Origin of the sequence: Mucilaginibacter terrae (assembly GCF_042679325.1) — a bacterium.
GTDB lineage: Bacteria > Bacteroidota > Bacteroidia > Sphingobacteriales > Sphingobacteriaceae > Mucilaginibacter > Mucilaginibacter terrae.
In genome coordinates this window covers 83205-107253 of the sequence record NZ_JBHTMJ010000014.1, presented here as the reverse complement: position 1 = coordinate 107253, position 24049 = coordinate 83205, and the positions used below count along the sequence as shown (strand labels likewise).

Below are 24049 nucleotides of genomic sequence, written 5' to 3'. Positions count from 1 at the left end.
GGTGGTATACCGAGCTCTGATACAAAAAACTTAATTTTGTAAACTGTCTAACTTTTTGGGGTCACACCACAAAAAAGACGGCCTTTGATGCTTATGTAGTTTTCATCGTGTCAAAACATCCGGTCTGCTACATCAATTCACACTAAGAACTAAGAACTAAGAACTAAGAACTAAGAACTAAGAACTAAAAGCTATCCCCGGCCTAAAAGTTCATCCAGCTTATTGCGCTCAGTTTGCAATTCGCGGGCCAGTTTCTTTTCTTTGTCGTTGGCTTTTACTTTGTAGGCTTTATACTCCTCGTCCAGTTCCTCGTACAGTTTAATACGATATTTGGCCTCGCGGCGCGCACTACCCGATTGCATAATTACAATAGCGGCTACGGCTCCAAACACAATAACCATTCCCCACATAATAGTATTATACATGGCTTTAGTTACTGGTATTCCTAAAAAGCTTATCGCATCTACCTTAGAGGTCAATTCATTTAAACGTTGCTCCTTAATGGTCGCGTCCGACTGTAAACCCTGCACAGTTTTCACTTGTGCTGAAAGCTTAACTTGTAATTCTTTGGTTTTCTTTCTCTCGGTACGCAAGGTATCGGTTACATTTTTGTAAAATGCAGCCAACTGAGGTTTCTGATAGTTGTAAAATTTTCCAGAAAGGTACTGGTACTGGCCGTTCAGGCTTTTATCGGTATTGATGGGGGCTGCAACTCCCGGTTGTGCGCCATACGCAGGGGCCGCTGGTTTAGCCCATGGCTTATAAGCAGTAGGTTTACTTTTTTTTACGCTGTCTTGTGCAAAGGTGGTTTGCACGCTTACAGTAATTAAAAATAGCATTGCCACAATGCTGGTTATATACCGGTTATTCATAAGCTCAAAATCAGTTTTCAGTTATAGTAAAAAAAAGTTGGCAAGTTTTAATTGCTTAAACTCCTGATCTTCAGGAACAAAAAGCATAGTTGTTTAGTTGAAGCCCCAATAACGAATATAGGATAACATCGTGTAAATTACCAAACCATATTTATATTAGCCGCATGAACATTGGAATTATAGGTTTGGGTGATATGGGTAAGGTGTATGCCAAAGCATTTGCCAAGGCCGGATATGCTGTTTACGGTTGCGATCTGCCTCAAAACCGCGAAGCACTGGAGAATGAATTGTATCCATCGGGCATTCAATTAATGGATAATGGTAAGCAGGTAGCCCGCATTAGCGATCTGTTAATCTATTCTGTAGAAGCCGACCGCATGGAGCAAGTGGTAGCCGAAAGCTGCGGATCGGCAAAGTACGGGGCTATTATTGCCGGACAAACCTCGGTTAAGCACCCCGAAATTGCTGTATTCGATAAATATCTGCCAGCCGATGCTCAAATAGTGACCTTTCACGCTATGCATGGCGGTGGTTTCGAGCCGGTAGGACAGAAACTGATCCTGATACGTTACCGGGCCGATGACGCCGCTTACCAACGCATGCTGGATCTGTTTATCGCCATTGGGTCAGATATTGTGGAGCTGGCCGATTACCACGAGCACGACCAGATAGTAGCTGATACACAGGCTGTTACCCATGTAGGTTTCGAGAGTATGGGTACCGCCTGGGCTGCTGCGGGATTTTTTCCCTGGGAAAATGCATCTTATTTGGGAGGAATAGATAACGTGAAGATACTGATTACACTGCGTATATTCAGTTACAAAGCACACGTGTATGCCGGGTTAGCTATTTTAAATCCCTATGCCCGTGAGCAGGTAAAACGTTATGCGCAATCCGAATCGGAACTTTTCAAACTCATGATTCAGGAGGAGGAAAAAGCCTTTCGGGAACGCTTGTACAAAGCCCGCGATTTTGTTTTTCACGAAAGCCGTACCCCCATAATGCTGAATGATACCGTAATGGAAGAATTTGCTTTTCATGGTAATCAATCCGAACGCCGGCCAAACTCTCACCTAAGTATATTGAGCATGGTTGATGCCTGGCACCATTTAAGCGTAAATCCGTACGATAACCTGATAGGGCAAACCCCGCCGTTCCGCTTGCGTTTAGGCATTGCCGAATATTTGTTTAAGAACGAAGACCTGCTGGAAGAATCCATCCAAACGGCTTTATACGATAAATCCATTAGGGGCGATGACCTGGAATTTCATTCGGCCGTGCGCGAATGGTCGTCTATTATCAATTATGGTGATATGGAAGGCTACAAAAAGCACTTTAGCCAGGTTCAGGCTTTTTTCGGTGATAGATTAGCCGAGGGGCAAAAACAAAGCGGGGATATGATCAGACGATTGATGAGGGGATGATCAGCTTTTCTTCATCTTGATAAGATAACCTCTTTACCCGAAAACTCCGGAAATTTATCTGCTTCAAGATAGGGCATCGAAATTTCTATTTGAGAGCTTGGGAATGTTTTACCTAATTGCTTTTCGGCATCATCAATAGCATATTCGGTTCCGTTAATTTCAAACATAAAACCATACTTGGATTTCCGTAGTTCTTTGAAAGATACTTTAGATTTATTAGCGTTAAAGGCTATAGGGACTGAATATTGTACTCTAACTAATTTATCATCCTGCATTCCGGGCAGCCAAACTTTTGACATAGATATAGCTTTTACCGCCTCCGATTCGCAACCTGCACCAATACAATTAAGAGGAGTAATGTTACTTAAGTGTCCGGTGGTATCCACAACAAAACTGACTACAACCCGGCCACTAATACCTATTAATTGTGCCAATTCTGGATACTTCAAGTTGCTGAGGATCATTTTATTAAATGCGTTAATGCCACCCGGATAAGATGGAATCTTTTGTATGGCTAAAGGTTCTTGGTTTTCAGTTGTTTTTTTAACCTCACTCTTATTCTCTTGTGTTTGAGCGTAAGCAATTGAACCGGCTAAAAAAGCAGCAATAAAAGCAAAAAATAATCGCATGTCAATATGATTTAGTCTTCAAAGATATATAGTGAAATTTAAAGCCCCAAATCAACATCGGTTCTATCTGATTATCAATTGCAAAAACTTTGAAAAATAATTTCGTAACTATTTGACACCTAATTAAAAATTCCTATCTTTGCCCTCCCTTAAACCGGGAAAATGCCTTGAACGAAGCCCTACTGCTTCGATGGGCAAAACAAAATTAATTAAGAAAATGTCAGGAATTATTGGTAAAAAAGTAGGAATGACCAGCATTTTCGATGAAGCAGGGAAGAATATTCCTTGTACAGTAATCGAAGCTGGCCCTTGCGTGGTAACCCACGTTAAATCTGTTGATACAGACGGATATGCAGCTGTTCAGCTGGCATATGATGAGAAGAAAGAGAAAAATACCTCTGCTCCTTTAAAAGGCCATTTCCAGAAAGCCGGTACTACGCCAAAGCGTAAACTGGTAGAATTCAAAGGTTTTGAAGATGAAAAAAATCTGGGTGATACGATCACTGTAGATATTTTCGCAGCCGGCGATTATGTGGATGTGGTTGGTACCTCTAAGGGTAAAGGTTTTCAGGGTGTGGTAAAGCGTCACGGCTTTGCGGGTGTGGGTATGCAAACTCACGGTCAGCATAACCGTTTACGTGCGCCGGGTTCACTGGGTGCTTCATCATGGCCATCACGCGTATTTAAAGGTATGCGCATGGCGGGTCAAACTGGTAACGTACGTGTAAAGGTTCAAAACCTTGAGGTAGTGAAGGTATTTGCAGAGCAAAACCTTATTGTTGTTAAAGGTTCCATCCCTGGAGCTAAGGGTTCATTTGTAATTGTGGATAAATAAGATGGAAATCAACGTAATAAATGTATCAGGACAAGAAACAGGTGCCAAGGTGCAACTGTCTGATACGGTTTTCGCAATCGAACCTAACGATCACGCTATCTATCTTGATGTTAAACAGTATTTAGCTAACCAACGTCAGGGTACACATAAATCGAAACAACGTAACGAAATTTCCGGTTCAACCCGTAAATTACATAAACAAAAAGGTACAGGTGGCGCCCGTGCGGGTAGTATCAAATCACCTTTGTTTAACGGTGGTGGCCGTGTATTCGGTCCGCAACCACGCGATTATGGTTTTAAGCTGAACAAAAAGCTTAAACAATTAGCACGTAAATCGGCCCTTAGCTATAAAGCTCAAGACAACAGTATAGTAGTATTAGAAGATTTCACTTTTGAATCTGTAAAAACTAAAAGCTTCATTAAACTGGTTGCTGATTTAAAGCTCACCAACGAAAAAACTTTATTGGTGCTGCCAGCTGCTAACAACAATATTTATTTATCAAGCAGAAACCTGAAAAAAGCTAAGGTTATCACTGCCGATCAGTTAAGCACTTATGATGTGTTAAACGCCGGTAAGTTGTTATTAACTACAGGTTCTGTTAAAACTCTGGAGGAAGCGTTCGCTAAGTAATTATGGAAATTTTAAAAAAACCTCTACTTACTGAAAAAATTTCTCTGCTTACAGAGAAATTGAACCGTTATGCTTTTAAGGTTGATCCAAGAGCTAACAAAATTCAGATCAAGGCAGCAGTTGAAGCAATGTATGGTGTTACTGTTACTGCAGTAAACACTATGAAATATGCCGGAAAATTGAAAAGTCGTTCTACTAAAGCTGGTGTTGTGTCTGGAAGGGCCGCCACTTTCAAAAAAGCGATCATCACTTTGAAGGATGGTGAAACAATTGATTTTTATAGCACAATATAGAGATGGCAGTTAAAAGATTTAAACCGGTAACTCCGGGTACCCGTTTTAGGGTAGGTGCTGATAACTCTGATATTACCACTAATGTTCCTGAAAAATCATTAGTAGTATCTCATAAAAGATCAGGTGGCCGTAACAACACCGGTAAAATGACCATGCGTTATTTAGGTGGTGGTCACAAACAATCATACCGTTTAATTGACTTTAAACGCGATAAGTTCGATATACCTGCAACGGTAGCAACCATTGAGTATGATCCAAACCGTTCTGCTCGTATCGCCCTTTTACATTTTGTAGATGGCGAGAAAAGATATATGATAGCTCCAGAAGGCCTGACCGTTGGTCAAACCGTTCTTTCGGGTGCCGGCTCACCTCCAGAGGTGGGTAACACATTGCCTTTAAAGAATATCCCTTTGGGTTCTATCATCCATAACATCGAACTTAACCCAGGTCAGGGCGGTACAATTGCCCGTTCTGCAGGTACATACGCACAGCTTTCGGCACGTGATGGCAAATATGCCATCATTAAATTGCCCTCAAGTGAAACCCGTATGATCCTGTCAACCTGTTTAGCAACCATAGGTACCGTTTCAAATGCCGAAAAAGCTAATGAAGTATTAGGTAAGGCTGGTCGTAAACGTTGGTTAGGCCGTCGTCCGAGAGTACGTGGTGTAGCTATGAACCCTGTGGATCACCCTATGGGTGGTGGTGAAGGCCGTTCATCAGGTGGTCATCCACGCTCACGTAAAGGTTTATTAGCTAAAGGCTATAAAACCCGCGACAAAAAGAAAACATCTGATCGTTATATCATAGAAAGAAGGAAGAAATAATGGCACGTTCGATTAAAAAAGGACCTTATATTGATCACAACTTAGACCGTAAGGTTATGGTTTTGAATGAATCAAGTAAGAAATCGGTTGTAAAAACATGGTCAAGACGTTCCATGATCTCTCCAGATTTCGTTGGTCATACATTTGCAGTACACAACGGTAACAAGTTTATCCCTGTGTACGTAACAGAAAACATGGTTGGTCATAAGCTGGGCGAGTTTGCCCCAACCCGTACATTCCGTGGTCACGCAGAAAAGAAAAAATAAGGCAATGGAAGCAACAACAAAAATGAAAAAGTCTGTCTTAATCAGACAGCGCAAAGAGCAAGAGAAAGCTCAGCAGGGAGGAGCTTCGGTTGCCAAATTACAGAACTGCCCCACTTCACCGCGTAAAATGCGCTTAGTGGTAGATCTTATTCGCGGCGAGCACGTAGTGAAAGCACTTAGTATATTAAAGTTTACTAATAAAGAAGCTGCTATCCGTGTTGAAAAATTATTGCTGTCTGCCATTAAAAATTGGGAAGCCAAAAATGAAGGCAAGAGCATTGATAATAGCGCATTATATGTAAAAGAAGTTTCAGTGGGTGGTGGCCGTCAGTTAAAAAGACTGCGTCCGGCTCCTCAGGGCCGCGGATACCGTATCCGTAAACGCTCTAACCACGTTACTTTAATTGTGGATAGTAAAACCGAAATCAACTAATTAACAATGGGACAAAAAGCACATCCAATAGGTAACCGTTTAGGAATCATCCGTGGTTGGGATTCTAACTGGTTCGGTGGCAACAACTACTCCGATAAATTAGTTGAGGACGAAAAAATCCGTAAATATCTTTCTGTACGTATTGCTAAAGGCGGCGTATCAAAAGTTGTAATTGAGCGTACTTTAAAGCGCATCACTGTAACTATTCACACTGCCCGTCCGGGTATCGTTATCGGTAAAGGCGGTCAGGAAGTAGATAAGATCAAAGAAGAGTTAAAGAAACTGACCAAGAAAGACGTACAGATCAACATTTTCGAGATCAAACGTCCTGAACTTGATGCTCAGTTAGTAGCCGAAGGTATTGCTAAGCAACTGGAAGCTCGTATCTCTTTCCGTCGTGCGATGAAAACCACTATAGCTTCAACCATGCGTATGGGTGCTGAAGGTATTAAGGTGATGACATCAGGCCGTTTAGGTGGCGCTGAAATGGCACGTACCGAGCAATATAAAGAAGGAAGAATTCCTTTGCATACTTTTCGTGCCGATATTGATTATGCACTGGCCGAAGCCTTAACTACTTATGGTAAAATAGGTGTTAAAGTATGGATTTGCAAAGGTGAGGTTTACGGTAAACGTGACCTGAGCCCTAACATTGGCTCAACCAGCAGCGCAAGCGGCAGAGGTGGACGCCCAGAAGGTGCAGCAGCGTATGGTGATAACCAACGTGGTGGCGGCGACCGCAGAAATAGCGGTGGCGGCGGTGATCGCAGAGGCGGAACCAACCAACGTGGTCCGGGTGGCCAGGGTGGTGGTGCTAACCGTGGTGGTCAGGGCGGTCAACGTCCGGGCGGTCAAGGTGGTCAACGTCCAGGCGGCCAGGGTGGTCAGCGTCCGGGTGGCCAAGGTGGTCAGCGCCCAGGCGGAAACAGATAATTAATCAAAGTCGAGACAGACATCGTTTAGATATTAAAAGCTAATAAAATGCTACAGCCAAAAAGAACGAAGTTCAGAAAGATGCAAAAAGGCAGGATGAAAGGAGTAGCTTCTCGCGGAGCTGAGCTTTCATTCGGATCTTTCGGCGTAAAATCCCTTGAAGCGGCCTGGATCACCAGCCGTCAAATCGAGGCCGCACGTATTGCTGTAACACGTTTCATGAAACGTGAAGGCCAGGTGTGGATCAGGATATTTCCTGACAAACCCGTTACCAAAAAACCTGCAGAGGTACGTATGGGTAAAGGTAAAGGTGCTCCAGAATACTGGGTAGCGGTTGTACGCCCCGGAAGGATCATTTTTGAGGCAGAAGGTGTGCCAATGGAAGTTGCTAAAGAAGCACTTCGCTTAGCCGCACAAAAGCTGCCGGTACAAACAAAATTTGTAGTACGTAGAGATTACGTAGAAGCATAGTGGATTTGCAGGTTGTAAGTTGTGAGTTGCTTTTAATGCTTACAACCTGTAACCTCAATAATTATTAATAATAAAGAAGATGAGTGACGTAAGCCTCCAACTTACCTCTCACCGCTCAAAACTCACAAAAAAAATGAAAAGCTCAGAAATATCAGCGCTGTCAACTGAAGAGTTGAATGCAAGAATTGGCGAGGAAAAAAGTAATCTTACCAAACTGAAATTTGCCCATGCAGTTTCGGCTATTGAGAATCCTATCCGTATTAAAAATGTACGTAAGGAGGTTGCTCGCTTAAATACTGAATTAACAAAGCGTAAAGCGGCGTCAGCTTCTGAACAGCAATAATTAAGCGTCGACACACAATGGAAGAAAGAAATTTAAGAAAAACGCGTACCGGACTGGTAGTTAGCAATAAGATGGATAAATCTATTGTTGTAGCAGTAGAGCGGAAAGTAAAACACCCGATCTATGGTAAGTTCGTAAACAAAACTGCCAAGTTCATGGCTCATGACGAAACTAACACCTGTGGTGTTGGCGATACCGTATTGATTATGGAAACCCGTCCGCTGAGTAAAAATAAAAACTGGAGATTAGTTCAAATTTTAGAAAGGGCTAAATAAGATGGTACAACAGGAATCAAGATTAAATGTAGCCGATAACAGCGGTGCAAAAGAGGTTTTAGTAATACGCGTATTAGGCGGTACTGCTAAACGCTATGCATCAGTTGGCGATAAAGTTGTAGTAACTGTAAAAAGCGCTATCCCATCGGGTAACGTAAAAAAAGGTACTGTTTCAAAAGCCGTAGTAGTAAGAACCAAAAAAGAGATCCGTCGTAAAGATGGCTCTTACATTCGTTTCGACGATAACGCAGCTGTATTGTTAAATAACCAGGATGAGCCAAGAGGTACACGTATCTTTGGTCCGGTTGCAAGAGAGCTACGTGAAAAACAATTCATGAAGATCGTTTCATTAGCACCGGAGGTATTGTAACAATGGAAAAGAAAATTAAATTAAAGATCCGTAAAGGTGATACGGTTAAGGTTATTGCCGGCGACTCAAAAGGCCAGCAGGGTAAAATTACCGAAATCATTATTGATAAAAACCGTGCAGTGATTGAAGGTGTCAACATGATATCGAAACACACTAAGCCAAATGCAGCCAACCCTAACGGTGGTATTGTAAAAAAGGAAGCCGCTATCCACATCTCTAACCTGGCACTGGTTGATCCTAAATCGGGCGAAACCACACGTGTTGGTCGTAAAAAGAATGATGCCGGTAAATTAGTTAGAGTATCAAAAAAATCAGGGGAGGAAATTAAATAATGTCTTACGTTCCAAGATTAAAATCCAAATATAAAGAGGAAATCCGTACCGCACTGAAAGATAAATTTCAGTACAAAAGTGTAATGCAGGTTCCTAAGTTGGAGAAGATTGCCATTAACCAAGGTGTTGGTGCAGCTACAACTGATAAAAAACTGATTGATACTACCATTACTGAACTGGCAACTATTACCGGTCAGAAACCAGTAGCTTCAAAATCAAAGAAAGATATTTCGAACTTTAAATTACGTAAAGGTATGCCGGTTGGTGTACGTGTAACTTTACGCGATAATAACATGTACGAGTTTCTGGATCGTTTAATTGCCGTAGCATTGCCACGTATCCGTGATTTTAAAGGTATTAATGATAAAGGTTTTGACGGAAAAGGAAATTATACTTTAGGTATTACCGAGCAAATCATTTTCCCTGAGATCAATATTGACAAAATCAATAAAATACAAGGTATGGATATTACCTTTGTAACCTCAGCATCAAATGATGTGGAAGCATTAGAATTGCTTAAACAATTTGGTTTACCATTTAAAAATCAAACTCCAGTAAACAATGGCTAAAGAAGGTGTAAAAGCACGCGAAGTAAAACGTGCTAAATTAGTAGCAAGATATGCTGAAAAAAGAGCTGCCCTAAAAGCTGCTGGTGATTTCGAAGGTTTAGACAAATTGCCTAAAGCATCATCACCAGTAAAATTGCACAATCGTTGCAAGCTTACTGGCCGTCCTCGTGGTTATATGCGCCAGTTTGGTATTTCACGTGTAACATTCCGTGAAATGGCATTGGCCGGTAAAATCCCAGGCATCAAAAAAGCAAGCTGGTAAACAGCGTTACAGGTATAAAAGTTGCCGGTTGCAGGATAAGAATTTAATTCTTACCTTTGCGGCCGGCAATTTGCAACATATACCTGCATTTGCTTTACAAAAAGAATTTTTAACCGATGGAAGGTCGTCGCCGGGAGGCGAAGGAAACCACTATCATAATTTCATCAAATGAATACAGATCCAATCGCAGATTATCTTACCAGAGTAAGGAATGCTATTAAAGCCAACCAAAGGGTTGTTGAAATTCCTGCATCAAATCTGAAGAAGGAAATCACTAAAGTGCTTTTCGACAAAGGTTACATCGCTAACTACAAGTTTGAAGACAACGGTCCTCAAGGAAACATCAAAGTAGCGTTAAAGTACCACCCCGTGACAAAGGTTTCTGCCATCCGCAGCATTACCCGTATCAGCAAACCTGGTTTGAGAAAATATGCAGGTACAGCTACCTTGCCAAGAGTATTAAATGGTTTAGGTATCGCTATCCTGTCTACCTCAAAAGGAGTTATGACTGATAAAGAAGCCCGTGTGCAAAACATTGGTGGCGAAGTTTTATGTTTCGTTTATTAATTGTAAGGAGAAACTAAGAAATGTCAAGAGTAGGAAAAGCCCCAATTACTATCCCATCAGGCGTTACCATTATCATCAATGAAGGTATTGTAACAGTTAAAGGCCCTAAAGGTCAGCTTGAGCAGCCGATAGACAGTGATATTACTGTATCACAAGAAGATGGTGTACTTTCAGTAGTACGCCCAACTGATCAAAAACGTCACAAAGCATTACATGGTTTATACCGTGCGCTTATTAACAACATGGTAACAGGTGTAACAACCGGTTATACTTTGCAACAAGAGTTAGTAGGTGTAGGTTATCGTGCCACCAATACCGGTAATACATTAGATTTAGTGTTGGGTTTCTCTCACCACTATGTATTTGAATTGCCGAAAGAAATTAAAGTATCCACTACTGCTGAAAAAGGTAAAAACCCAACCATTATCCTGGAGTCTATCGACAAACAGTTAATTGGCCAGGTAGCCGCCAAAATTCGCTCATTACGTACTCCAGAGCCTTATAAAGGTAAAGGTATTAAGTTTGTTGGCGAGATATTAAGAAGAAAAGCAGGTAAATCAGCATCTAAGAAATAATCGTCATGACAGGTAAATTATCAAGAAGAGACAGAATTAAAAAAGGAATCAGAAAGCGTCTTTCAGGTTCTGCAGAACGTCCGCGCTTGTCAGTGTTCAGAAGCAATAAAGGTATCTATGCACAGATTATTGACGATGTAGCCGGCAAAACCTTAGTATCAGCATCATCTTTGTCAAAAGATTTTTCTTCAACAGGTACTAAAGGCGAACAATCAGTTGCCGTTGGTAAACTGATCGCTGAAAAAGCTAAAGCTGCTGGTATCGAAGCCGTAGTTTTCGATAGAAATGGATACTTGTACCATGGCCGTATTAAACAACTGGCTGAAGGTGCACGTGAAGGTGGATTAAACTTTTAACCGAACGAGTAATGTCAACTATAAATATTAAAAGAGTAAAAACAACCGAGATTGAGTTGAAAGACCGCTTGGTTAGCATACAACGTGTTGCCAAAGTAACCAAAGGTGGCCGTACGTTCAGCTTTTCTGCCATTGTGGTAGTAGGCGATGAAAACGGTGTTGTTGGTTACGGTTTAGGTAAAGCGAAAGAAGTAACAGAGGCAATTGCCAAAGGTATTGACGATGCTAAAAAAAACCTGGTAAAAGTACCTATTATTAATAACACTATACCTCACGAGCAAATTGGTAAGTTTTCAGGTGGTTTCGTTTTCTTAAAACCAGCTGCAAATGGTACCGGTGTAATTGCCGGTGGTGCGATGCGTGCTGTATTAGAGAGTGCTGGTGTGCATAACGTACTTGCAAAATCTAAGGGTTCATCAAACCCTCACAACGTGGTTAAAGCCACTGTATCGGCGTTAGCGCAACTGCGCGATGCTTACACAGTAGCCCAGCATCGTGGTGTTAACTTAAACAAAGTATTTAACGGATAATCAGTCATGGCAACAATCAAAATAACTCAGATTAAGAGCGTGATCGATAGAAGTGAGCGCCAGAAAAGAACGGTAGAGGCTTTAGGTTTAAAGAAAATTAACCATAGCGTTGAAGTTGAAGCTAATCCTGCAATCATTGGCATGATTAGAAAAGTTAATCATTTGGTAGCAGTAGAAAACATTTAATGTTATGAATTTAAGTAATCTTAAGCCTGCAGAAGGTTCTACTAAAAATAGAAAGAGAATTGGCCGTGGTACAGGTTCTGGCCGTGGCGGAACGTCGACACGTGGTCACAAAGGTGCCGGTTCACGTTCAGGTACATCAAGCAAAGTTGGTTTTGAAGGTGGACAAATGCCATTGCAACGCCGTGTGCCCAAGGTAGGTTTTAAAAATCCTAACCGCGTAGAGTACAATGGTATTAACCTGGATGCATTGCAGCAATTAGCTGATACGCATTCGGTATCAACCATCAACTTCGATACATTGAAAGAACATGGTTTAGCATCAAGAAATGACCTTGTTAAAATTTTAGGTCGTGGTAAACTAACTGCAAAGTTAGATATCCAGGCACATGCATTTTCTGTAACGGCACAAAAAGCTATTGAAGCTGCCGGCGGTTCAATTGTAAAGCTGTAATTTTAGATGAAGAAATTTTTCACCACATTATCCAATATCTGGAAAATTGAGGATTTAAGAGTGCGTATCATAAACACACTCTTATTTCTTTTAATATACCGTGTAGGCTCGTACGTGGCTTTGCCAGGTGTTGATGCCAACGTATTAAACAACCAGGCAGCTAAGGAAGGTTTGCTGGGCTTGCTTAATATGTTTGCCGGCGGATCTTTTTCTCGCGCATCTATATTTGCATTAGGTGTAATGCCTTACATCTCTGCCTCTATTGTGGTGCAGTTATTGGGTATTGCAGTTCCTTACTTTGCTAAACTGCAAAAGGAGGGTGAAAGCGGCCGTAGCAAGATTAACCAGTGGACCCGTTATTTAACGATTATTATTACTGCTGCGCAAGCGGTAGGTTACGTGCGTTCACAGATTACGCCAAACGCCATTAGCCCGGTTTTAGGTACAGCCTGGTTTACTATAAGCTCTGTATTCGTATTAACTGCGGGTACCCTGTTTGTAATGTGGTTGGGTGAAAAAATTACAGATAAAGGTATTGGTAACGGTATCTCATTAATTATTATGGTGGGTATTATCGCCCAATTGCCAGCAGCTATTATTGATGAGTTTAGCGCCCGTGTAAGCGGTGCTAACGCATCTGGTGGTCCGTTGGTGTTTGTAATTGAGATATTGGCTTTAATTGGTGTAATTATGTTTACCATATTGGTAGTACAAGGCACTCGTAAAATTGCTGTACAATATGCTAAACGTATAGTTGGAAATAAACAATACGGTGGTGTAAGGCAGTACATACCTTTGAAAGTAAATGCGGCAGGTGTTATGCCAATCATTTTTGCCCAGGCATTAATGTTTATCCCGGCTACTATATCTTCCTTTTTTCCAGATATACAGTCGAACAGTGTATTAATAGCCTTATCAAGCTATACTTCATGGTTACATAACCTGGTATTTGGTATCCTGATCATATTGTTCACTTACTTTTACACAGCCATTACGGTTAACCCGAAACAAATGTCGGATGATATGAAGAAGAATGGCGGCTTTATACCGGGTGTTGCACCAGGTAATGCTACCTCTGAGTTTATTGATGGTGTTATTTCACGCATCACTTTACCTGGATCTATCTTTTTAGCCATCATCGCCATATTCCCGGCTCTGGCCAACATATTTCATATCAACAGCCAGTTTGCACGTTTTTTCGGTGGTACTTCATTGATCATCCTGGTAGGTGTTGTTTTAGATACCTTGCAGCAAATTGAAAGTCACTTATTGATGCGTCATTATGATGGCTTAATGAAAACCGGTAGAGTTAAAGGACGTACAGCTGTACCAACAGCTGCAGGTACTGTACCACCGGCTATCTAACCAAACGCATGTCGAAGATTATTTTTAAGACGGCCGACGAGATAGAGCTGATACGCCAAAGCGCTTTACTGGTTTCTAAAACCTTAGGTGAAGTAGCCAAGATAGTAAAGCCCGGTGTAAAAACCATAGAATTAGATAAGCTGGCAGAAACTTACATCCGTGATAACGGGGGAGTGCCAGCTTTTCTTAATTTTCATGGTTTCCCTAACTCCCTTTGTATTTCTCTTAACGACCAGGTAGTTCATGGTTTTCCAGGACAACATGTTTTGGTTGAAGGAGACCTGATTTCGGTTGACTGTGGGGTGATCCTGAATGATTTTTATGGTGACTCCGCTTATACCTTCGCCATTGGTGAAGTGAGTGAAACAACTAAGAAGTTGATGCAGGTTACTCAGGAATGCTTGATTAAAGGAATAGAGAAAGCTGTTACCGGTATGCGTGTAGGTGATATAGGTTATGCGGTTCAGGAGCATGCCGAGAAACATGGTTTTGGTGTAGTTAAAGAACTGGTAGGCCATGGTGTGGGCGTTAAGCTACACGAAAAACCTGAAGTACCTAACTACGGCAAGCGTGGATCGGGGGCTAAGCTGGAGGATGGAATGGTGATAGCTATTGAGCCTATGATTAACGCCGGTAAAGCCGGTGTTAAGTTTTGGAAAGACGGATGGACCGTATCTACTGTAGATGGTAAACCATCGGCTCATTACGAGCATACCGTAGCTATAAAAAAGGGTCATCCAGATGTTCTTTCCACATTTTTATACATAGAAGAAGTTTTAGCAAAAAATAATTAAATAATACAAAAATTATTTTTATTTTTGCATCCCGAATTAAGACGGGATAATTAAGTAATAATCAGTAAAATATGGCCAAACAATCTTCGATTGAGCAAGACGGTACTATCAGGGAAGCATTATCTAACGCGATGTTTAGAGTAGAACTTGAAAATGGTCATGAGATTATTGCACACATATCGGGCAAAATGCGTATGCACTACATTAAAATTTTACCTGGCGACAGAGTGAAATTGGAAATGAGCCCGTATGATTTAACCAAAGGCAGAATAACCTACAGATATAAATAAGAACATGAAAGTTAGAGCATCCATCAAAAAGCGTAGCGCTGATTGCAAGATCATCCGCCGTAAGGGAAAACTTTTTGTAATTAACAAAAAGAACCCTAAGTACAAACAACGTCAGGGTTAATCAAAAAAATTGGAATGATCGTACAACGGTGGCCCGCCGTTCGGTTATTCACTTAAAAAGCAATAAATAAATATGGCAAGAATATCAGGTATTGATTTACCAAGAAATAAAAGAGGTGAGATCGGACTTACTTACATTTATGGTGTAGGCCGTTCAACCGCACAACGCATTTTAACCCAGGCTGGTATAAGCTTTGATGTTAAGGTACAGGAATGGACCGATGATCAGTTAGCCGCTATACGTGGTATTATCAACGATGAAATTAAAGTTGAAGGTTCTTTACGCTCTGAAGTTCAGCTTAATATTAAACGTTTAATGGATATTGGTTGCTACCGTGGTACCCGTCACCGTAAAGGTTTGCCTTTGCGTGGTCAACGTACTAAGAACAACTCACGTACCCGTAAAGGAAAACGTAAAACAGTTGCTAACAAAAAGAAAGCTACTAAATAATAACTGATTAATAAATAAAGACTGCAGCCTGGCTTCACACCCTTTATTTATTAGGAACATAAAATTATCAAACGGTTAATGGGTCCGGTTATTCGCTAACTCAGTAATCCATTTAACTAAATAATAAAATAAAATGGCTAAAGCTAAAAAAGTAACCAAAAAGCGCATTGTAATTGTGGAGGCAATAGGTCAGGCTCACGTTAATGCTACTTTTAACAATATCATTATCACTCTTACCAATAACAGCGGTCAAGCTATTTCTTGGTCATCTGCCGGTAAAATGGGTTTTAAAGGTTCTAAAAAGAACACTCCTTATGCTGCCTCACAAGCTGCTGCCGATTGCGGTAAAGTAGCTTACGATTTAGGTTTGCGTAAAGTTGAAGTATTTGTAAAAGGACCGGGTTCTGGTCGTGAGTCGGCTATCCGTACCCTGCAAACTTCAGGTATCGAGGTTACTACTATTAAGGATATTACTCCGCTGCCGCACAACGGCTGTCGTCCTGCAAAAAGAAGAAGAGTTTAATTAACAGATTTTAAAGCTAAGATTCTACAGCTACAGGCTGTATGATACTTTAAAAACAAACAAAATGGCAAGATATACCGGACCAAAGTCCAAAATCGCACGTAGATTCAGAGAACCAATTTTTGGTCCTGATAAAGTGTTAGAAAGAAAAAATTATCCTCCTGGCATGCACGGCGTGTCGAAACGTAGAGGAAAACAATCAGAGTACGCCGTACAGCTGATGGAGAAACAAAAAGTTAAATATACTTACGGTGTATTAGAGCGTTATTTCGAAAACTTGTTTCACCGTGCTTCTGCCCGTGAAGGAATTACCGGTACTAATTTGCTTCAATTATTAGAGGCACGTTTAGATAACGTAGTTTATCGTTTAGGTATTGCTCCAACCCGTTCAGGTGCTCGTCAGTTAGTGGGTCACAAACATATCACTGTAAATGGTGAAGTAGTGAACATCGCTTCTTACACTATCAGAATTGGTGATGTGATTGCAGTTCGTGAAAAATCAAAATCATTGGAAACTATCACAACCTCGATAGCCGGTCACAGAGTTAATAAATATAGCTGGTTTGAATGGGATGCTGCTAATATGAGCGGTCGCCTTTTAAACTACCCTAACCGCGATGAGATCCCAGAAAACATCAAAGAGAACTTAATCGTTGAGTTATATTCAAAATAAATAATGATATCGTACTGCGAAATGATTGGCATATTCTGTCAGTCATTTTCGTGGTTACAAATCATCCATCAGTAAACAATAAACAAAGCATATAAATGGCAATTTTAGCATTTCAAAAACCTGATAAGGTTATCATGCAGAAGTCTACCGACTTTGAAGGCACGTTTGAATTTCGTCCGTTAGAACCAGGCTTCGGTATAACCATTGGTAATGCTTTACGTCGTATTCTACTTTCGTCATTGGAAGGTTTTGCTATTACATCGGTACGTTTCTCGGGTGTAACGCATGAGTTTTCAACCATTAAAGGTGTTGTTGAAGACGTTACAGAGATAATTTTAAACCTGAAACAAGTAAGGTTGAAAAAAACCGGCGATTCGGGTGATTCTGAAAAAGTCTTTGTCATAATTAATGGACAGGATAGCTTTAAAGCTGGAGACATCACACAGTTTTCTAATAATTATACTGTTTTGAACCCTGATTTGCTGCTTTGCAACATGGATTCATCAGTTACATTAGAAGTGGAATTAACTATTGGTAAAGGCCGTGGTTATGTTCCAAGTGAAGAAAACAAAAATCCTGATGCCAACATCGGCGTAATTGCTATAGACTCGATCTATACGCCAATTAAAAACGTTAAATATACTATTGAAAATTACCGTGTTGAGCAAAAAACCGACTATGAAAAATTAGTATTGGATATTGCTACCGACGGTTCTATTCACCCTGAAGACGCGCTTAAAGAAGCTGCCAAGATCCTGATCCAACACTTTATGCTGTTTTCTGATGAGAACATGATGTTAGAGGCTCAGGCTAAAGAAGAAACTAAAGAAGTTGATGAGGAAATTTTACACATGCGTAAAATCCTTAAAACTGAACTGGTTGACCTTGACCTTTCGGTACGTGCATTAAACTGCTTAAAAGCAGCTGATATCCGCAGTTTAGCTGACCTGGTATCGTATGACGTAGCTGATATGTTAAAATTTAGAAACTTCGGTAAAAAATCTTTGACTGAAATTCAGGACCTGGTTAAATCAAAAGGATTATCTTTTGGTATGAACCTGGCCAAATACAAATTAGACGAGGAGTAATCCTCCAATAATAGGTTTGGGATAAGGTGTTAAGCTTCCACTTTAACACTGCATCCCAGGCCTTCATAAATATACAATAAGCGAGGGCATAATTCCGCGGGCTTGACTTAAACAGCCGCCCAACGGTATGCACGTGCAAAAATTAACAATCAATGAGACACGGAAAAAAACACAATCACTTAGGCCGTACTAAAAGCCACCGCGTGGCAATGTTAGGTAATATGGCTTCATCGCTTATCCTGCACAAGCGCATTCAAACTACATTAGCAAAAGCAAAAGCACTGCGTGTTTATGTTGAGCCAATGATCACCAAATCAAAAAACGACACCACACACTCGCGTCGTACAGTATTTAGCTACCTGCAAAACAAAGAAGCAGTTACTATCCTGTTCCGCGAAATTGCTGAAAAGGTGGCTACCCGTCCGGGCGGTTATACTCGTATCATCAAGTTAGAAAATCGTTTGGGTGATAACGCCGAGATGGCAATTATTGAGTTAGTAGATTATAACACTGTTTATGGTGTTGCTGATACTGCTGCTCCTGTTAAGAAAGCTACCCGTCGTCGTGGTGGTGGTTCTAAAGCTGCTACTACTGATGCTGCTCCGGCTGCAACTGCTGAAGTAACTCCTGCTGATGATGCAGTAGTTGCCGAACCAGAAGCAACTGCTGCTCCTGCGGTTGAAGAAGCTCCTGCAAAAAACGAAGACAACGCTGAAAAAGGCGAGTAATTTAAATTACGATATTACTGAAAGCGGCCTGCTCATTTGAGCAGGCCGCTTTTGTTTTAATCACAACGAAATTTATACTTTAACGATAGTTCATCTACATCGATATTATGGTTTTCATATAGATTTTTAGTTTTCTCTTCGATATAACTCCAGCCTTTTTTCCAAACGAATTCAAAATATTTATTAGAATTAGCAATGATCATTAAGTCTCTCAATAAGCCAAGAAAATTGTTTGGTGTAGAAGGGAATTCAGTATAAAATGGTCTTGCTTTTTCTATATAATCGGATGGAACTAATTTATTTAAATCTTCCAAATTCCTTATATCAAAATCATTTAATTCTTTTAATATTAAATCATCTTTCCCGTTGAAGTTCGGTTCAATTATACCTTGATCTATCCAATCATTAAATTTATCACTTAAATAGCGTCTTAGGGTTGTAGAATTTAGCGTAATTGTTTCCAATTTATTGTCTGCTTCAGCAATGCTTACATTATTTGATATTTTATCAATTTCTTGCGATAGTTGATTAAACTCTCTATCAGCTAATTCCAAGGTTCCTGCTAAAATTTTGAATCTTCTCTTTATTTCAGGTGGTAATACACCGTTGAACTTATAATTTTTATCATGTTCAATTTCAGCCCAAGCATGTTGCAATATTGTTCTAACTTGAATTTCAAATCTTAAACTTTCAAACTTTTTGTATTCGGTTAAAATTAATCTATCCTCTTTAATTCTTGCAATATAGTGTATTGAACGATATCCAACTTTATCTGTTCCTAATTCTTCTGACTTGTCTAAGCTATTATCAGAATCAATATAAAATGCTTCTTCTATTATTTGCAAATAGGCTTCAAATCATCTTCAACATAGGCAATAATTCGTATTCCTGCTAAATCAGTTATTTGATTGAGAGGATCATCATACTTTAGGCCGTCTATTTTGTTTTTGAAGCTGTCGACGTCCTTAGTTCGATTGTTGATCGCATGAACGGTGATATTCTCCTTTTCTAAAAGCTCTAAAAGTATGTTATGAATTTTTGTAGATAGCTTTTTATATAATCCTCTGTTCTGTGCATACCATTGTACTGTATCTTCTTTATTAAGCTTTGCCATCACTGGCAATATAAATATTTACTATCAAAAATAAAACCCAGCTAATAAACTGGGTTTCAACAATAAGTAGAAGTTTAACTTTTATTTAGTTAACTCCGGCATCAAATGCGTGGTGATAGCAATTCTGTTCCAGGCATTAATAGTAACAGCTGCCATTATAACTTGTGCGGTTCTTCGGTCACCTAAAACCTCAATAGCTTTTTTATAGGTTGATGTGCTTACATGGCTTTGTATGTTGGTTACTTCTTCTGTAAGGGCCAGTGCAGCTTGTTCTTCTTCGCTGAAAAAGTTGGTTTCTCGCCAAGCAGGGAGTACGTAGATGCGTTGTTCTGTTTCGCCTAATTTGCGGGCATCTTTGGTATGTATGCTAAGGCAATAAGCACAACCATTTATTTGAGAGGCGCGGATTTTGATGAGTTCGTAAAGTCTTTTGTCTAAGCCACTTTGTTGAATGTATCCTTCTAAAGCATACATGGCTTTGTAAGCCGCAGGTTCAATTTCGTTGATGTTAATTCTGGTTTCCATGATTTGTATGTTTAAAATTTGTGAATGTTGCTAAGTCCGTGTATCGTTCGTACATAACAAAGGTGCACAAGCATACAGGCATAAAACTTAATCATGATTAAGAAAACAGGATCAGCGAAAAATATATTATTGGTTTTTGGCCCTTACCTTACTTAAAAACTCTGGTGTAAAACCGAGGTACGAAGCCAGCATGTACTGCGGTATGCGTTGCACAAAATCGGGGAAACGGCTGGCGAAATGGTGATACTTTTCTTCGCCCGATAGATCCGTAAAAAAGATCAATCGGGTTTGCGCCGCAGCATAAGCGCGTTGATAAATGCGCCGGAAATAGCGTTCGAGCTTAGGCAACTTATCAAGCAACTCGTCTTGACGGGTTTGGGTAAGGGTGATGATCTTGCTGCGTTGAACCGTTTGTATGTAAAATTGGGAAGGTTGATGCAGGGTGAAACTGGTGTAGTCGCTGATCCACCAGTTATCTATACCAAACTGCACAATTTGCTCAACGCCGTTCTCTTTAATAAAATACATTCTCACGCAGCCCTCCGCCACAAAGTATTGCGCATTGCAGGTATCACCCTCGCTTAGCAAATACTTCTTTTTAGGTATATCTTCGCATTTAAAATAGCTGATTACCAATTTCTGTTCTTCAATATTAAGCGGAACGAACTTTTGAATATGTGTAATAAGCTGAGTGAACATGTGCAAGCGTTTAGTTAAATCGAATATAATAATTTAAGCTTAATAGCTGGCCGATGCGTTACGCAATTTAAAATGTTGGTGGGTATTGTCTTTGTGAATTGGTACAAAGCCAGCTTTGAGTAACACCCGTTGCGATGCGGGATTATTTAACTGGGCATCGGCTTTCAAAGTTTTCAAAATGCTGAACTTAAATCCCCAGTTTATTAAGGTAAGAGCCTCTTCGGTTGCGTAGCCATGTCCCCATTGGTGCTGGTCTATCAGGTAGCCAATAGTAGTTTCGCCAAAATCATCGGGATAGCCACCGAAGCAAATGCTGCCAATAGAAGTGTTAGATGATTTTAAGACTATTTCCCAACTGGTGTACCATTGATACAGATCGGGGTGCATTTGTGTATTAGGGAGCCAATGATTTTTAAAAGCGGCCTTTAATTCAGCCTCGTTGTAATCGTCAATATGCATGGCCGATACATTCAAATTTAAGGAGCGTTCGAGCGTGGGCCTATTAGTACTTAATAATAATAGTTGTGTATAATTTAAGGGTATCAGTTTTAAACGTTCCGATTCGATAAAGAACATGGATATAAATTTAGAATAAACTATAGAAATTGTTTTCAACTTCAATTAAGCAAGTTGTAATTTACCTGCAGGTAGGCAACGTTTATTCTATTCCAGACAATAATGCCTGCCTAATTACGATATGATTAACCGAATACTTAAATTTTAGGAAAGCATAGTTTATAAAAATATACTATTTATCCATATATATTGCATTACTAATTACTATTGAGTACTACCCGAATCTGTTTTGGTCAAACTATCAGCTTTTGGTGTAGTAGTATTAACGGGTGCCTGTTCTGCCGGTTTGGTAGAGAGGGCGGTTGTAGTGTCGCTATCGGCAGATGTAGTTGAACCCGATGAGCAAGATGCAATGGCTGCAGATAGCAGTATGGCAATACTGTAATAAAGGACATTTTTCATAAGTTTTCGTTTTTTAAGATTGCTTATTTTGTAACAGAATTTACAGGTAAAAGTTTGATTGCTGATTGCCAGTCAAAAGCAATTGAAGCTTATGCTAAAACTTAATAAAATCACTTTCTGCCAACCTGTCACCAGAATGATGATTTCACTGACTAATATTTACTGTCAGTATCAAAGTTTCACAATATTAACTGCCATTAAAACGTTGGCACAACCCTTGTTAAATAGTGATTGTTAATACAATTAATAAAAAGGAAAAAACAATCATATGTCTAAAATCATTGGAATCGACTTAGGAACAACAAACTCCTGCGTAGCAGTAATGGAAGGTAACGAGCCGGTAGTTATTGCCAACAGCGAAGGAAAACGCACTACACCGTCAGTAGTTGCTTTTGTTGATAATGGCGAACGCAAAGTGGGTGATCCTGCTAAGCGTCAATCAATTACTAACCCTACAAAAACCGTTTATTCTGTTAAGCGCTTTATGGGTAACCAATTTAACGAGGTTACTACAGAAGCCGGACGCGTACCTTACTCCGTGGTAAAAGGCGACAATAATACACCCCGTGTAGAAATTGACGACCGCAAATACACTCCTCAAGAGATCTCTGCCATGATTCTTCAAAAAATGAAGAAAACCGCAGAAGACTTTTTAGGTGCCGAAGTTACTGAAGCGGTTATTACCGTACCAGCTTACTTTAATGATGCGCAGCGTCAGGCTACTAAAGAAGCTGGTGAGATTGCCGGTTTAAAAGTACGTCGTATTATTAACGAACCTACTGCCGCCGCCCTGGCTTACGGCTTGGATAAAGCACACAAGGATATGAAAATTGCCGTATTTGATTGCGGTGGCGGTACACATGACGTATCCATCTTAGATTTAGGTGATGGCGTGTTCGAAGTAAAATCAACCGATGGTGATACCCACTTAGGTGGTGACGATTTTGACCAGGTTATTATTGACTGGATGGCCGATGAGTTTAAGAGTGACGAAGGTTTCGATTTGCGTCGCGATCCTATGGCTTTGCAACGTTTAAAAGAAGCTGCTGAGAAAGCTAAAATTGAGCTATCGAGTTCTGCAACTACCGAAATTAACTTGCCATACATTACCGCTGTTGACGGTATGCCTAAGCACTTGGTTAAACAATTAAGCCGTTCTAAATTTGAGCAACTGGCCGATAGTTTAATTAAACGTACTATTGAGCCTTGCCGTACTGCGTTGAAAAATGCAGGTTACAGTACTTCAGATATCGATGAGGTTATTTTGGTAGGTGGTTCAACCCGTATCCCTGCTATACAGGAAGCTGTTGAAAAATTCTTTGGTAAAGCGCCTTCAAAAGGTGTTAACCCCGATGAGGTTGTTGCTATTGGTGCAGCTATTCAAGGTGGTGTGTTAGATGGTTCGGTGAAAGACGTATTACTATTAGATGTAACGCCACTTTCATTAGGTATTGAAACTATGGGTGGTGTAATGACCCGTTTGATCGAATCTAATACAACTATCCCAAGTAAAAAATCGGAAACATTTTCAACCGCATCTGATAATCAGCCTTCGGTAGAGATCCATATTTTACAGGGTGAGCGCCCTATGGCTGCTCAAAACCGTACCTTGGGTCGTTTTCACTTAGATAGCATTCCACCTGCGCCACGTGGCGTACCACAGGTAGAAGTTACCTTTGATATTGATGCTAATGGTATATTGCACGTATCGGCTAAAGATAAAGCAACCGGTAAAGAGCAAAAGATCCGTATTGAGGCTTCATCAGGCTTAACCGACGAAGAGATCAAGAAAATGAAAGCTGAAGCAGAAGCCAATGCAGATTCGGACAAAAAAGCAAAAGAAGAAGTTGAAAAACTGAACGGTGCTGATGCCTTGATCTTCTCTACCGAGAAACAATTGAAAGAGTACGGCGATAAGGTACCTGCTGATAAAAAAGCACCTATCGAATCGGCTTTAGAAAAACTGAAAATAGCTTATTCTTCTAAAGATCTGACCAGCATTGATTCGGCTCAGGAAGAGTTGAACACTGCATGGGCTGCAGCTTCAGAAGATATGTACAAAGCTTCGGCCGAAGGCCAGCAAGGTGGTCAGCCTGGTCCTGATGCAGGTGCTAACCCACAAGCCGGTGGCGATACAGTTACTGATGTAGACTTTGAAGAAGTTAAATAAGTAATTCAGCTATACAATACACAGCCTCCCGATGAAAATTGGGAGGTTTTTTTATGCGTTAAACTTTAGAAAATGGTATGGTTATACTACAGCACAGATAA

Annotated in this window: 39 protein-coding genes; 31 read left to right on the top strand and 8 right to left on the bottom strand. The window is 40.4% G+C overall.

The genetic code is table 11. The features are described 5' to 3' along the window. Window positions 1-191: 191 nt before the first annotated feature. The gene (locus ACFQ3S_RS15480) at window positions 192-839 is read right to left on the bottom strand and encodes a hypothetical protein (RefSeq protein ID WP_377166075.1); all 648 of its coding nucleotides are present in this window, start codon (window positions 837-839) and stop codon (window positions 192-194) included. A gap of 155 nt (window positions 840-994) precedes the next feature. Between ACFQ3S_RS15480 and ACFQ3S_RS15475 the strand changes: the two genes are divergently transcribed. Next, window positions 995-2296, top strand: a complete 1302-nt coding sequence (locus tag ACFQ3S_RS15475; protein ID WP_377166079.1) for an NAD(P)-binding domain-containing protein — start codon at window positions 995-997, stop codon at window positions 2294-2296. An 11-nt stretch (window positions 2297-2307) separates the two neighbouring features. Here ACFQ3S_RS15475 and ACFQ3S_RS15470 read toward each other — a convergent pair whose 3' ends face one another. Continuing rightward, window positions 2308-2925 (bottom strand): energy transducer TonB, encoded by a 618-nt coding sequence (locus ACFQ3S_RS15470; protein ID WP_377166073.1) that lies wholly within the window; start codon window positions 2923-2925, stop codon window positions 2308-2310. A 217-nt stretch (window positions 2926-3142) separates the two neighbouring features. On the opposite strand from ACFQ3S_RS15470, the gene rplC reads away from it, so the two are divergent. From rplC to rplQ, 29 genes are all read left to right on the top strand, one after another. Next, complete coding sequence (rplC, locus tag ACFQ3S_RS15465; protein ID WP_377166071.1) at window positions 3143-3760, top strand: 50S ribosomal protein L3; 618 nt, start codon at window positions 3143-3145, stop codon at window positions 3758-3760. 1 nt (window position 3761) lies between these two features. Beyond that, a complete protein-coding gene (gene rplD / locus ACFQ3S_RS15460) occupies window positions 3762-4391 on the top strand; it encodes a 50S ribosomal protein L4 (protein ID WP_377166069.1) in 630 nt (209 codons plus the stop codon). 2 nt (window positions 4392-4393) lie between these two features. Continuing rightward, window positions 4394-4684: a 50S ribosomal protein L23 gene (gene rplW / locus ACFQ3S_RS15455; RefSeq protein ID WP_377166067.1), complete on the top strand. Its 291-nt coding sequence runs from the start codon at window positions 4394-4396 to the stop codon at window positions 4682-4684. A gap of 2 nt (window positions 4685-4686) precedes the next feature. After that, window positions 4687-5511 (top strand): 50S ribosomal protein L2, encoded by an 825-nt coding sequence (rplB, locus tag ACFQ3S_RS15450; protein WP_377166065.1) that lies wholly within the window; start codon window positions 4687-4689, stop codon window positions 5509-5511. Next, window positions 5511-5777, top strand: coding sequence for a 30S ribosomal protein S19 (gene rpsS, locus ACFQ3S_RS15445; protein WP_377166063.1), 267 nt, complete (start codon window positions 5511-5513; stop codon window positions 5775-5777). Before rplB ends, rpsS begins: the two co-directional genes overlap by 1 nt. A gap of 4 nt (window positions 5778-5781) precedes the next feature. Continuing rightward, a complete protein-coding gene (gene rplV / locus ACFQ3S_RS15440; protein WP_377166061.1) occupies window positions 5782-6210 on the top strand; it encodes a 50S ribosomal protein L22 in 429 nt (142 codons plus the stop codon). Between the two features lie 6 nt (window positions 6211-6216). Further along, entirely contained in the window at window positions 6217-7143 is a 927-nt protein-coding gene (gene rpsC, locus ACFQ3S_RS15435) for a 30S ribosomal protein S3 (protein ID WP_377166059.1), read from the top strand. A 48-nt stretch (window positions 7144-7191) separates the two neighbouring features. Beyond that, window positions 7192-7614, top strand: coding sequence for a 50S ribosomal protein L16 (gene rplP, locus ACFQ3S_RS15430; protein ID WP_377166057.1), 423 nt, complete (start codon window positions 7192-7194; stop codon window positions 7612-7614). 133 nt (window positions 7615-7747) lie between these two features. Then, window positions 7748-7957: a 50S ribosomal protein L29 gene (gene rpmC, locus ACFQ3S_RS15425; RefSeq protein WP_377166055.1), complete on the top strand. Its 210-nt coding sequence runs from the start codon at window positions 7748-7750 to the stop codon at window positions 7955-7957. 17 nt (window positions 7958-7974) lie between these two features. Further along, window positions 7975-8232, top strand: coding sequence for a 30S ribosomal protein S17 (rpsQ, locus tag ACFQ3S_RS15420; protein WP_377166053.1), 258 nt, complete (start codon window positions 7975-7977; stop codon window positions 8230-8232). Between the two features lies 1 nt (window position 8233). Further along, window positions 8234-8602 carry a 50S ribosomal protein L14 gene (gene rplN, locus ACFQ3S_RS15415; RefSeq protein ID WP_377166051.1) on the top strand — a complete coding sequence of 123 codons (369 nt, stop codon included), beginning with the start codon at window positions 8234-8236 and terminating at the stop codon, window positions 8600-8602. Window positions 8603-8604: 2 nt separating this feature from the next. After that, window positions 8605-8934: a 50S ribosomal protein L24 gene (rplX, locus tag ACFQ3S_RS15410; protein WP_377166049.1), complete on the top strand. Its 330-nt coding sequence runs from the start codon at window positions 8605-8607 to the stop codon at window positions 8932-8934. Beyond that, window positions 8934-9503, top strand: coding sequence for a 50S ribosomal protein L5 (gene rplE / locus ACFQ3S_RS15405; protein WP_377166047.1), 570 nt, complete (start codon window positions 8934-8936; stop codon window positions 9501-9503). The genes rplX and rplE overlap by 1 nt, the downstream gene beginning before the upstream one ends. Continuing rightward, window positions 9496-9765, top strand: a complete 270-nt coding sequence (gene rpsN, locus ACFQ3S_RS15400; RefSeq protein WP_377166045.1) for a 30S ribosomal protein S14 — start codon at window positions 9496-9498, stop codon at window positions 9763-9765. Before rplE ends, rpsN begins: the two co-directional genes overlap by 8 nt. Window positions 9766-9933: 168 nt before the next feature. Beyond that, entirely contained in the window at window positions 9934-10332 is a 399-nt protein-coding gene (gene rpsH / locus ACFQ3S_RS15395; RefSeq protein WP_377166043.1) for a 30S ribosomal protein S8, read from the top strand. Between the two features lie 20 nt (window positions 10333-10352). Next, window positions 10353-10907 carry a 50S ribosomal protein L6 gene (rplF, locus tag ACFQ3S_RS15390; protein ID WP_377166041.1) on the top strand — a complete coding sequence of 185 codons (555 nt, stop codon included), beginning with the start codon at window positions 10353-10355 and terminating at the stop codon, window positions 10905-10907. Between the two features lie 5 nt (window positions 10908-10912). Further along, window positions 10913-11263: a 50S ribosomal protein L18 gene (gene rplR, locus ACFQ3S_RS15385; RefSeq protein ID WP_377166039.1), complete on the top strand. Its 351-nt coding sequence runs from the start codon at window positions 10913-10915 to the stop codon at window positions 11261-11263. A gap of 11 nt (window positions 11264-11274) precedes the next feature. Continuing rightward, window positions 11275-11793: a 30S ribosomal protein S5 gene (gene rpsE / locus ACFQ3S_RS15380; RefSeq protein WP_377166036.1), complete on the top strand. Its 519-nt coding sequence runs from the start codon at window positions 11275-11277 to the stop codon at window positions 11791-11793. Between the two features lie 6 nt (window positions 11794-11799). Continuing rightward, a complete protein-coding gene (gene rpmD, locus ACFQ3S_RS15375; protein ID WP_377166032.1) occupies window positions 11800-11979 on the top strand; it encodes a 50S ribosomal protein L30 in 180 nt (59 codons plus the stop codon). Between the two features lie 4 nt (window positions 11980-11983). Beyond that, entirely contained in the window at window positions 11984-12430 is a 447-nt protein-coding gene (gene rplO / locus ACFQ3S_RS15370; RefSeq protein ID WP_377166029.1) for a 50S ribosomal protein L15, read from the top strand. 6 nt (window positions 12431-12436) lie between these two features. Then, window positions 12437-13795, top strand: a complete 1359-nt coding sequence (secY, locus tag ACFQ3S_RS15365) for a preprotein translocase subunit SecY (RefSeq protein ID WP_377166026.1) — start codon at window positions 12437-12439, stop codon at window positions 13793-13795. Window positions 13796-13803: 8 nt separating this feature from the next. Continuing rightward, the gene (gene map, locus ACFQ3S_RS15360; protein ID WP_377166024.1) at window positions 13804-14589 is read left to right on the top strand and encodes a type I methionyl aminopeptidase; all 786 of its coding nucleotides are present in this window, start codon (window positions 13804-13806) and stop codon (window positions 14587-14589) included. Between the two features lie 71 nt (window positions 14590-14660). Beyond that, on the top strand, window positions 14661-14879 hold the full coding sequence (gene infA / locus ACFQ3S_RS15355) for a translation initiation factor IF-1 (RefSeq protein WP_022833270.1): 219 nt from the start codon (window positions 14661-14663) through the stop codon (window positions 14877-14879). A 4-nt stretch (window positions 14880-14883) separates the two neighbouring features. Continuing rightward, a complete protein-coding gene (gene rpmJ, locus ACFQ3S_RS15350) occupies window positions 14884-15000 on the top strand; it encodes a 50S ribosomal protein L36 (protein WP_157539780.1) in 117 nt (38 codons plus the stop codon). A gap of 72 nt (window positions 15001-15072) precedes the next feature. Further along, window positions 15073-15450, top strand: a complete 378-nt coding sequence (rpsM, locus tag ACFQ3S_RS15345; RefSeq protein WP_377166020.1) for a 30S ribosomal protein S13 — start codon at window positions 15073-15075, stop codon at window positions 15448-15450. A gap of 133 nt (window positions 15451-15583) precedes the next feature. Then, on the top strand, window positions 15584-15973 hold the full coding sequence (gene rpsK, locus ACFQ3S_RS15340; RefSeq protein WP_377166018.1) for a 30S ribosomal protein S11: 390 nt from the start codon (window positions 15584-15586) through the stop codon (window positions 15971-15973). A 64-nt stretch (window positions 15974-16037) separates the two neighbouring features. Further along, window positions 16038-16646 carry a 30S ribosomal protein S4 gene (gene rpsD, locus ACFQ3S_RS15335; RefSeq protein ID WP_377166015.1) on the top strand — a complete coding sequence of 203 codons (609 nt, stop codon included), beginning with the start codon at window positions 16038-16040 and terminating at the stop codon, window positions 16644-16646. 95 nt (window positions 16647-16741) lie between these two features. After that, entirely contained in the window at window positions 16742-17734 is a 993-nt protein-coding gene (locus ACFQ3S_RS15330) for a DNA-directed RNA polymerase subunit alpha (RefSeq protein ID WP_377166013.1), read from the top strand. A 152-nt stretch (window positions 17735-17886) separates the two neighbouring features. After that, a complete protein-coding gene (rplQ, locus tag ACFQ3S_RS15325; protein WP_377166011.1) occupies window positions 17887-18462 on the top strand; it encodes a 50S ribosomal protein L17 in 576 nt (191 codons plus the stop codon). A 56-nt stretch (window positions 18463-18518) separates the two neighbouring features. On the opposite strand, the gene ACFQ3S_RS15320 is transcribed toward rplQ, so the two are convergent. The 6 genes from ACFQ3S_RS15320 to ACFQ3S_RS15295 all read right to left on the bottom strand — a co-directional run bounded on the left by ACFQ3S_RS15320 (window position 18519) and on the right by ACFQ3S_RS15295 (window position 21778). Further along, the gene (locus ACFQ3S_RS15320; protein WP_377166009.1) at window positions 18519-19307 is read right to left on the bottom strand and encodes a GTP pyrophosphokinase; all 789 of its coding nucleotides are present in this window, start codon (window positions 19305-19307) and stop codon (window positions 18519-18521) included. Then, the gene (locus tag ACFQ3S_RS15315) at window positions 19298-19576 is read right to left on the bottom strand and encodes a hypothetical protein (protein WP_377166007.1); all 279 of its coding nucleotides are present in this window, start codon (window positions 19574-19576) and stop codon (window positions 19298-19300) included. The genes ACFQ3S_RS15320 and ACFQ3S_RS15315 overlap by 10 nt, the downstream gene beginning before the upstream one ends. An 81-nt stretch (window positions 19577-19657) precedes the next feature. After that, a complete protein-coding gene (locus ACFQ3S_RS15310) occupies window positions 19658-20101 on the bottom strand; it encodes a carboxymuconolactone decarboxylase family protein (RefSeq protein WP_377166005.1) in 444 nt (147 codons plus the stop codon). A gap of 126 nt (window positions 20102-20227) precedes the next feature. After that, window positions 20228-20800 carry a Crp/Fnr family transcriptional regulator gene (locus ACFQ3S_RS15305; protein ID WP_377166003.1) on the bottom strand — a complete coding sequence of 191 codons (573 nt, stop codon included), beginning with the start codon at window positions 20798-20800 and terminating at the stop codon, window positions 20228-20230. Between the two features lie 39 nt (window positions 20801-20839). Continuing rightward, window positions 20840-21376, bottom strand: coding sequence for a GNAT family N-acetyltransferase (locus tag ACFQ3S_RS15300; RefSeq protein WP_377166001.1), 537 nt, complete (start codon window positions 21374-21376; stop codon window positions 20840-20842). Between the two features lie 204 nt (window positions 21377-21580). Further along, window positions 21581-21778, bottom strand: a complete 198-nt coding sequence (locus tag ACFQ3S_RS15295; RefSeq protein WP_377165999.1) for a hypothetical protein — start codon at window positions 21776-21778, stop codon at window positions 21581-21583. A 268-nt stretch (window positions 21779-22046) separates the two neighbouring features. On the opposite strand from ACFQ3S_RS15295, the gene dnaK reads away from it, so the two are divergent. After that, on the top strand, window positions 22047-23948 hold the full coding sequence (gene dnaK, locus ACFQ3S_RS15290) for a molecular chaperone DnaK (protein ID WP_377165997.1): 1902 nt from the start codon (window positions 22047-22049) through the stop codon (window positions 23946-23948). Window positions 23949-24049 lie beyond the last annotated feature (101 nt).

Excerpts from the sequence above, each read along its gene's own strand:
- ACFQ3S_RS15480 (WP_377166075.1), bottom strand. The coding sequence starts at position 839 with ATGCTATTTTTAATTACTGTAAGCGTGCAAACCACCTTTGCACAAGAC.
- ACFQ3S_RS15470 (WP_377166073.1), bottom strand. The coding sequence starts at position 2,925 with ATGCGATTATTTTTTGCTTTTATTGCTGCTTTTTTAGCCGGTTCAATT.
- rplC (WP_377166071.1), top strand. The coding sequence starts at position 3,143 with ATGTCAGGAATTATTGGTAAAAAAGTAGGAATGACCAGCATTTTCGAT.
- rplD (WP_377166069.1), top strand. The coding sequence starts at position 3,762 with ATGGAAATCAACGTAATAAATGTATCAGGACAAGAAACAGGTGCCAAG.
- rplW (WP_377166067.1), top strand. The coding sequence starts at position 4,394 with ATGGAAATTTTAAAAAAACCTCTACTTACTGAAAAAATTTCTCTGCTT.
- rplB (WP_377166065.1), top strand. The coding sequence starts at position 4,687 with ATGGCAGTTAAAAGATTTAAACCGGTAACTCCGGGTACCCGTTTTAGG.
- rpsS (WP_377166063.1), top strand. The coding sequence starts at position 5,511 with ATGGCACGTTCGATTAAAAAAGGACCTTATATTGATCACAACTTAGAC.
- rplV (WP_377166061.1), top strand. The coding sequence starts at position 5,782 with ATGGAAGCAACAACAAAAATGAAAAAGTCTGTCTTAATCAGACAGCGC.
- rpsC (WP_377166059.1), top strand. The coding sequence starts at position 6,217 with ATGGGACAAAAAGCACATCCAATAGGTAACCGTTTAGGAATCATCCGT.
- rplP (WP_377166057.1), top strand. The coding sequence starts at position 7,192 with ATGCTACAGCCAAAAAGAACGAAGTTCAGAAAGATGCAAAAAGGCAGG.
- rpmC (WP_377166055.1), top strand. The coding sequence starts at position 7,748 with ATGAAAAGCTCAGAAATATCAGCGCTGTCAACTGAAGAGTTGAATGCA.
- rpsQ (WP_377166053.1), top strand. The coding sequence starts at position 7,975 with ATGGAAGAAAGAAATTTAAGAAAAACGCGTACCGGACTGGTAGTTAGC.
- rplN (WP_377166051.1), top strand. The coding sequence starts at position 8,234 with ATGGTACAACAGGAATCAAGATTAAATGTAGCCGATAACAGCGGTGCA.
- rplX (WP_377166049.1), top strand. The coding sequence starts at position 8,605 with ATGGAAAAGAAAATTAAATTAAAGATCCGTAAAGGTGATACGGTTAAG.
- rplE (WP_377166047.1), top strand. The coding sequence starts at position 8,934 with ATGTCTTACGTTCCAAGATTAAAATCCAAATATAAAGAGGAAATCCGT.
- rpsN (WP_377166045.1), top strand. The coding sequence starts at position 9,496 with ATGGCTAAAGAAGGTGTAAAAGCACGCGAAGTAAAACGTGCTAAATTA.
- rpsH (WP_377166043.1), top strand. The coding sequence starts at position 9,934 with ATGAATACAGATCCAATCGCAGATTATCTTACCAGAGTAAGGAATGCT.
- rplF (WP_377166041.1), top strand. The coding sequence starts at position 10,353 with ATGTCAAGAGTAGGAAAAGCCCCAATTACTATCCCATCAGGCGTTACC.
- rplR (WP_377166039.1), top strand. The coding sequence starts at position 10,913 with ATGACAGGTAAATTATCAAGAAGAGACAGAATTAAAAAAGGAATCAGA.
- rpsE (WP_377166036.1), top strand. The coding sequence starts at position 11,275 with ATGTCAACTATAAATATTAAAAGAGTAAAAACAACCGAGATTGAGTTG.
- rpmD (WP_377166032.1), top strand. The coding sequence starts at position 11,800 with ATGGCAACAATCAAAATAACTCAGATTAAGAGCGTGATCGATAGAAGT.
- rplO (WP_377166029.1), top strand. The coding sequence starts at position 11,984 with ATGAATTTAAGTAATCTTAAGCCTGCAGAAGGTTCTACTAAAAATAGA.
- secY (WP_377166026.1), top strand. The coding sequence starts at position 12,437 with ATGAAGAAATTTTTCACCACATTATCCAATATCTGGAAAATTGAGGAT.
- map (WP_377166024.1), top strand. The coding sequence starts at position 13,804 with ATGTCGAAGATTATTTTTAAGACGGCCGACGAGATAGAGCTGATACGC.
- infA (WP_022833270.1), top strand. The coding sequence starts at position 14,661 with ATGGCCAAACAATCTTCGATTGAGCAAGACGGTACTATCAGGGAAGCA.
- rpmJ (WP_157539780.1), top strand. The coding sequence starts at position 14,884 with ATGAAAGTTAGAGCATCCATCAAAAAGCGTAGCGCTGATTGCAAGATC.
- rpsM (WP_377166020.1), top strand. The coding sequence starts at position 15,073 with ATGGCAAGAATATCAGGTATTGATTTACCAAGAAATAAAAGAGGTGAG.
- rpsK (WP_377166018.1), top strand. The coding sequence starts at position 15,584 with ATGGCTAAAGCTAAAAAAGTAACCAAAAAGCGCATTGTAATTGTGGAG.
- rpsD (WP_377166015.1), top strand. The coding sequence starts at position 16,038 with ATGGCAAGATATACCGGACCAAAGTCCAAAATCGCACGTAGATTCAGA.
- ACFQ3S_RS15330 (WP_377166013.1), top strand. The coding sequence starts at position 16,742 with ATGGCAATTTTAGCATTTCAAAAACCTGATAAGGTTATCATGCAGAAG.
- rplQ (WP_377166011.1), top strand. The coding sequence starts at position 17,887 with ATGAGACACGGAAAAAAACACAATCACTTAGGCCGTACTAAAAGCCAC.
- ACFQ3S_RS15315 (WP_377166007.1), bottom strand. The coding sequence starts at position 19,576 with ATGGCAAAGCTTAATAAAGAAGATACAGTACAATGGTATGCACAGAAC.
- ACFQ3S_RS15310 (WP_377166005.1), bottom strand. The coding sequence starts at position 20,101 with ATGGAAACCAGAATTAACATCAACGAAATTGAACCTGCGGCTTACAAA.
- ACFQ3S_RS15305 (WP_377166003.1), bottom strand. The coding sequence starts at position 20,800 with ATGTTCACTCAGCTTATTACACATATTCAAAAGTTCGTTCCGCTTAAT.
- ACFQ3S_RS15300 (WP_377166001.1), bottom strand. The coding sequence starts at position 21,376 with ATGTTCTTTATCGAATCGGAACGTTTAAAACTGATACCCTTAAATTAT.
- ACFQ3S_RS15295 (WP_377165999.1), bottom strand. The coding sequence starts at position 21,778 with ATGAAAAATGTCCTTTATTACAGTATTGCCATACTGCTATCTGCAGCC.
- dnaK (WP_377165997.1), top strand. The coding sequence starts at position 22,047 with ATGTCTAAAATCATTGGAATCGACTTAGGAACAACAAACTCCTGCGTA.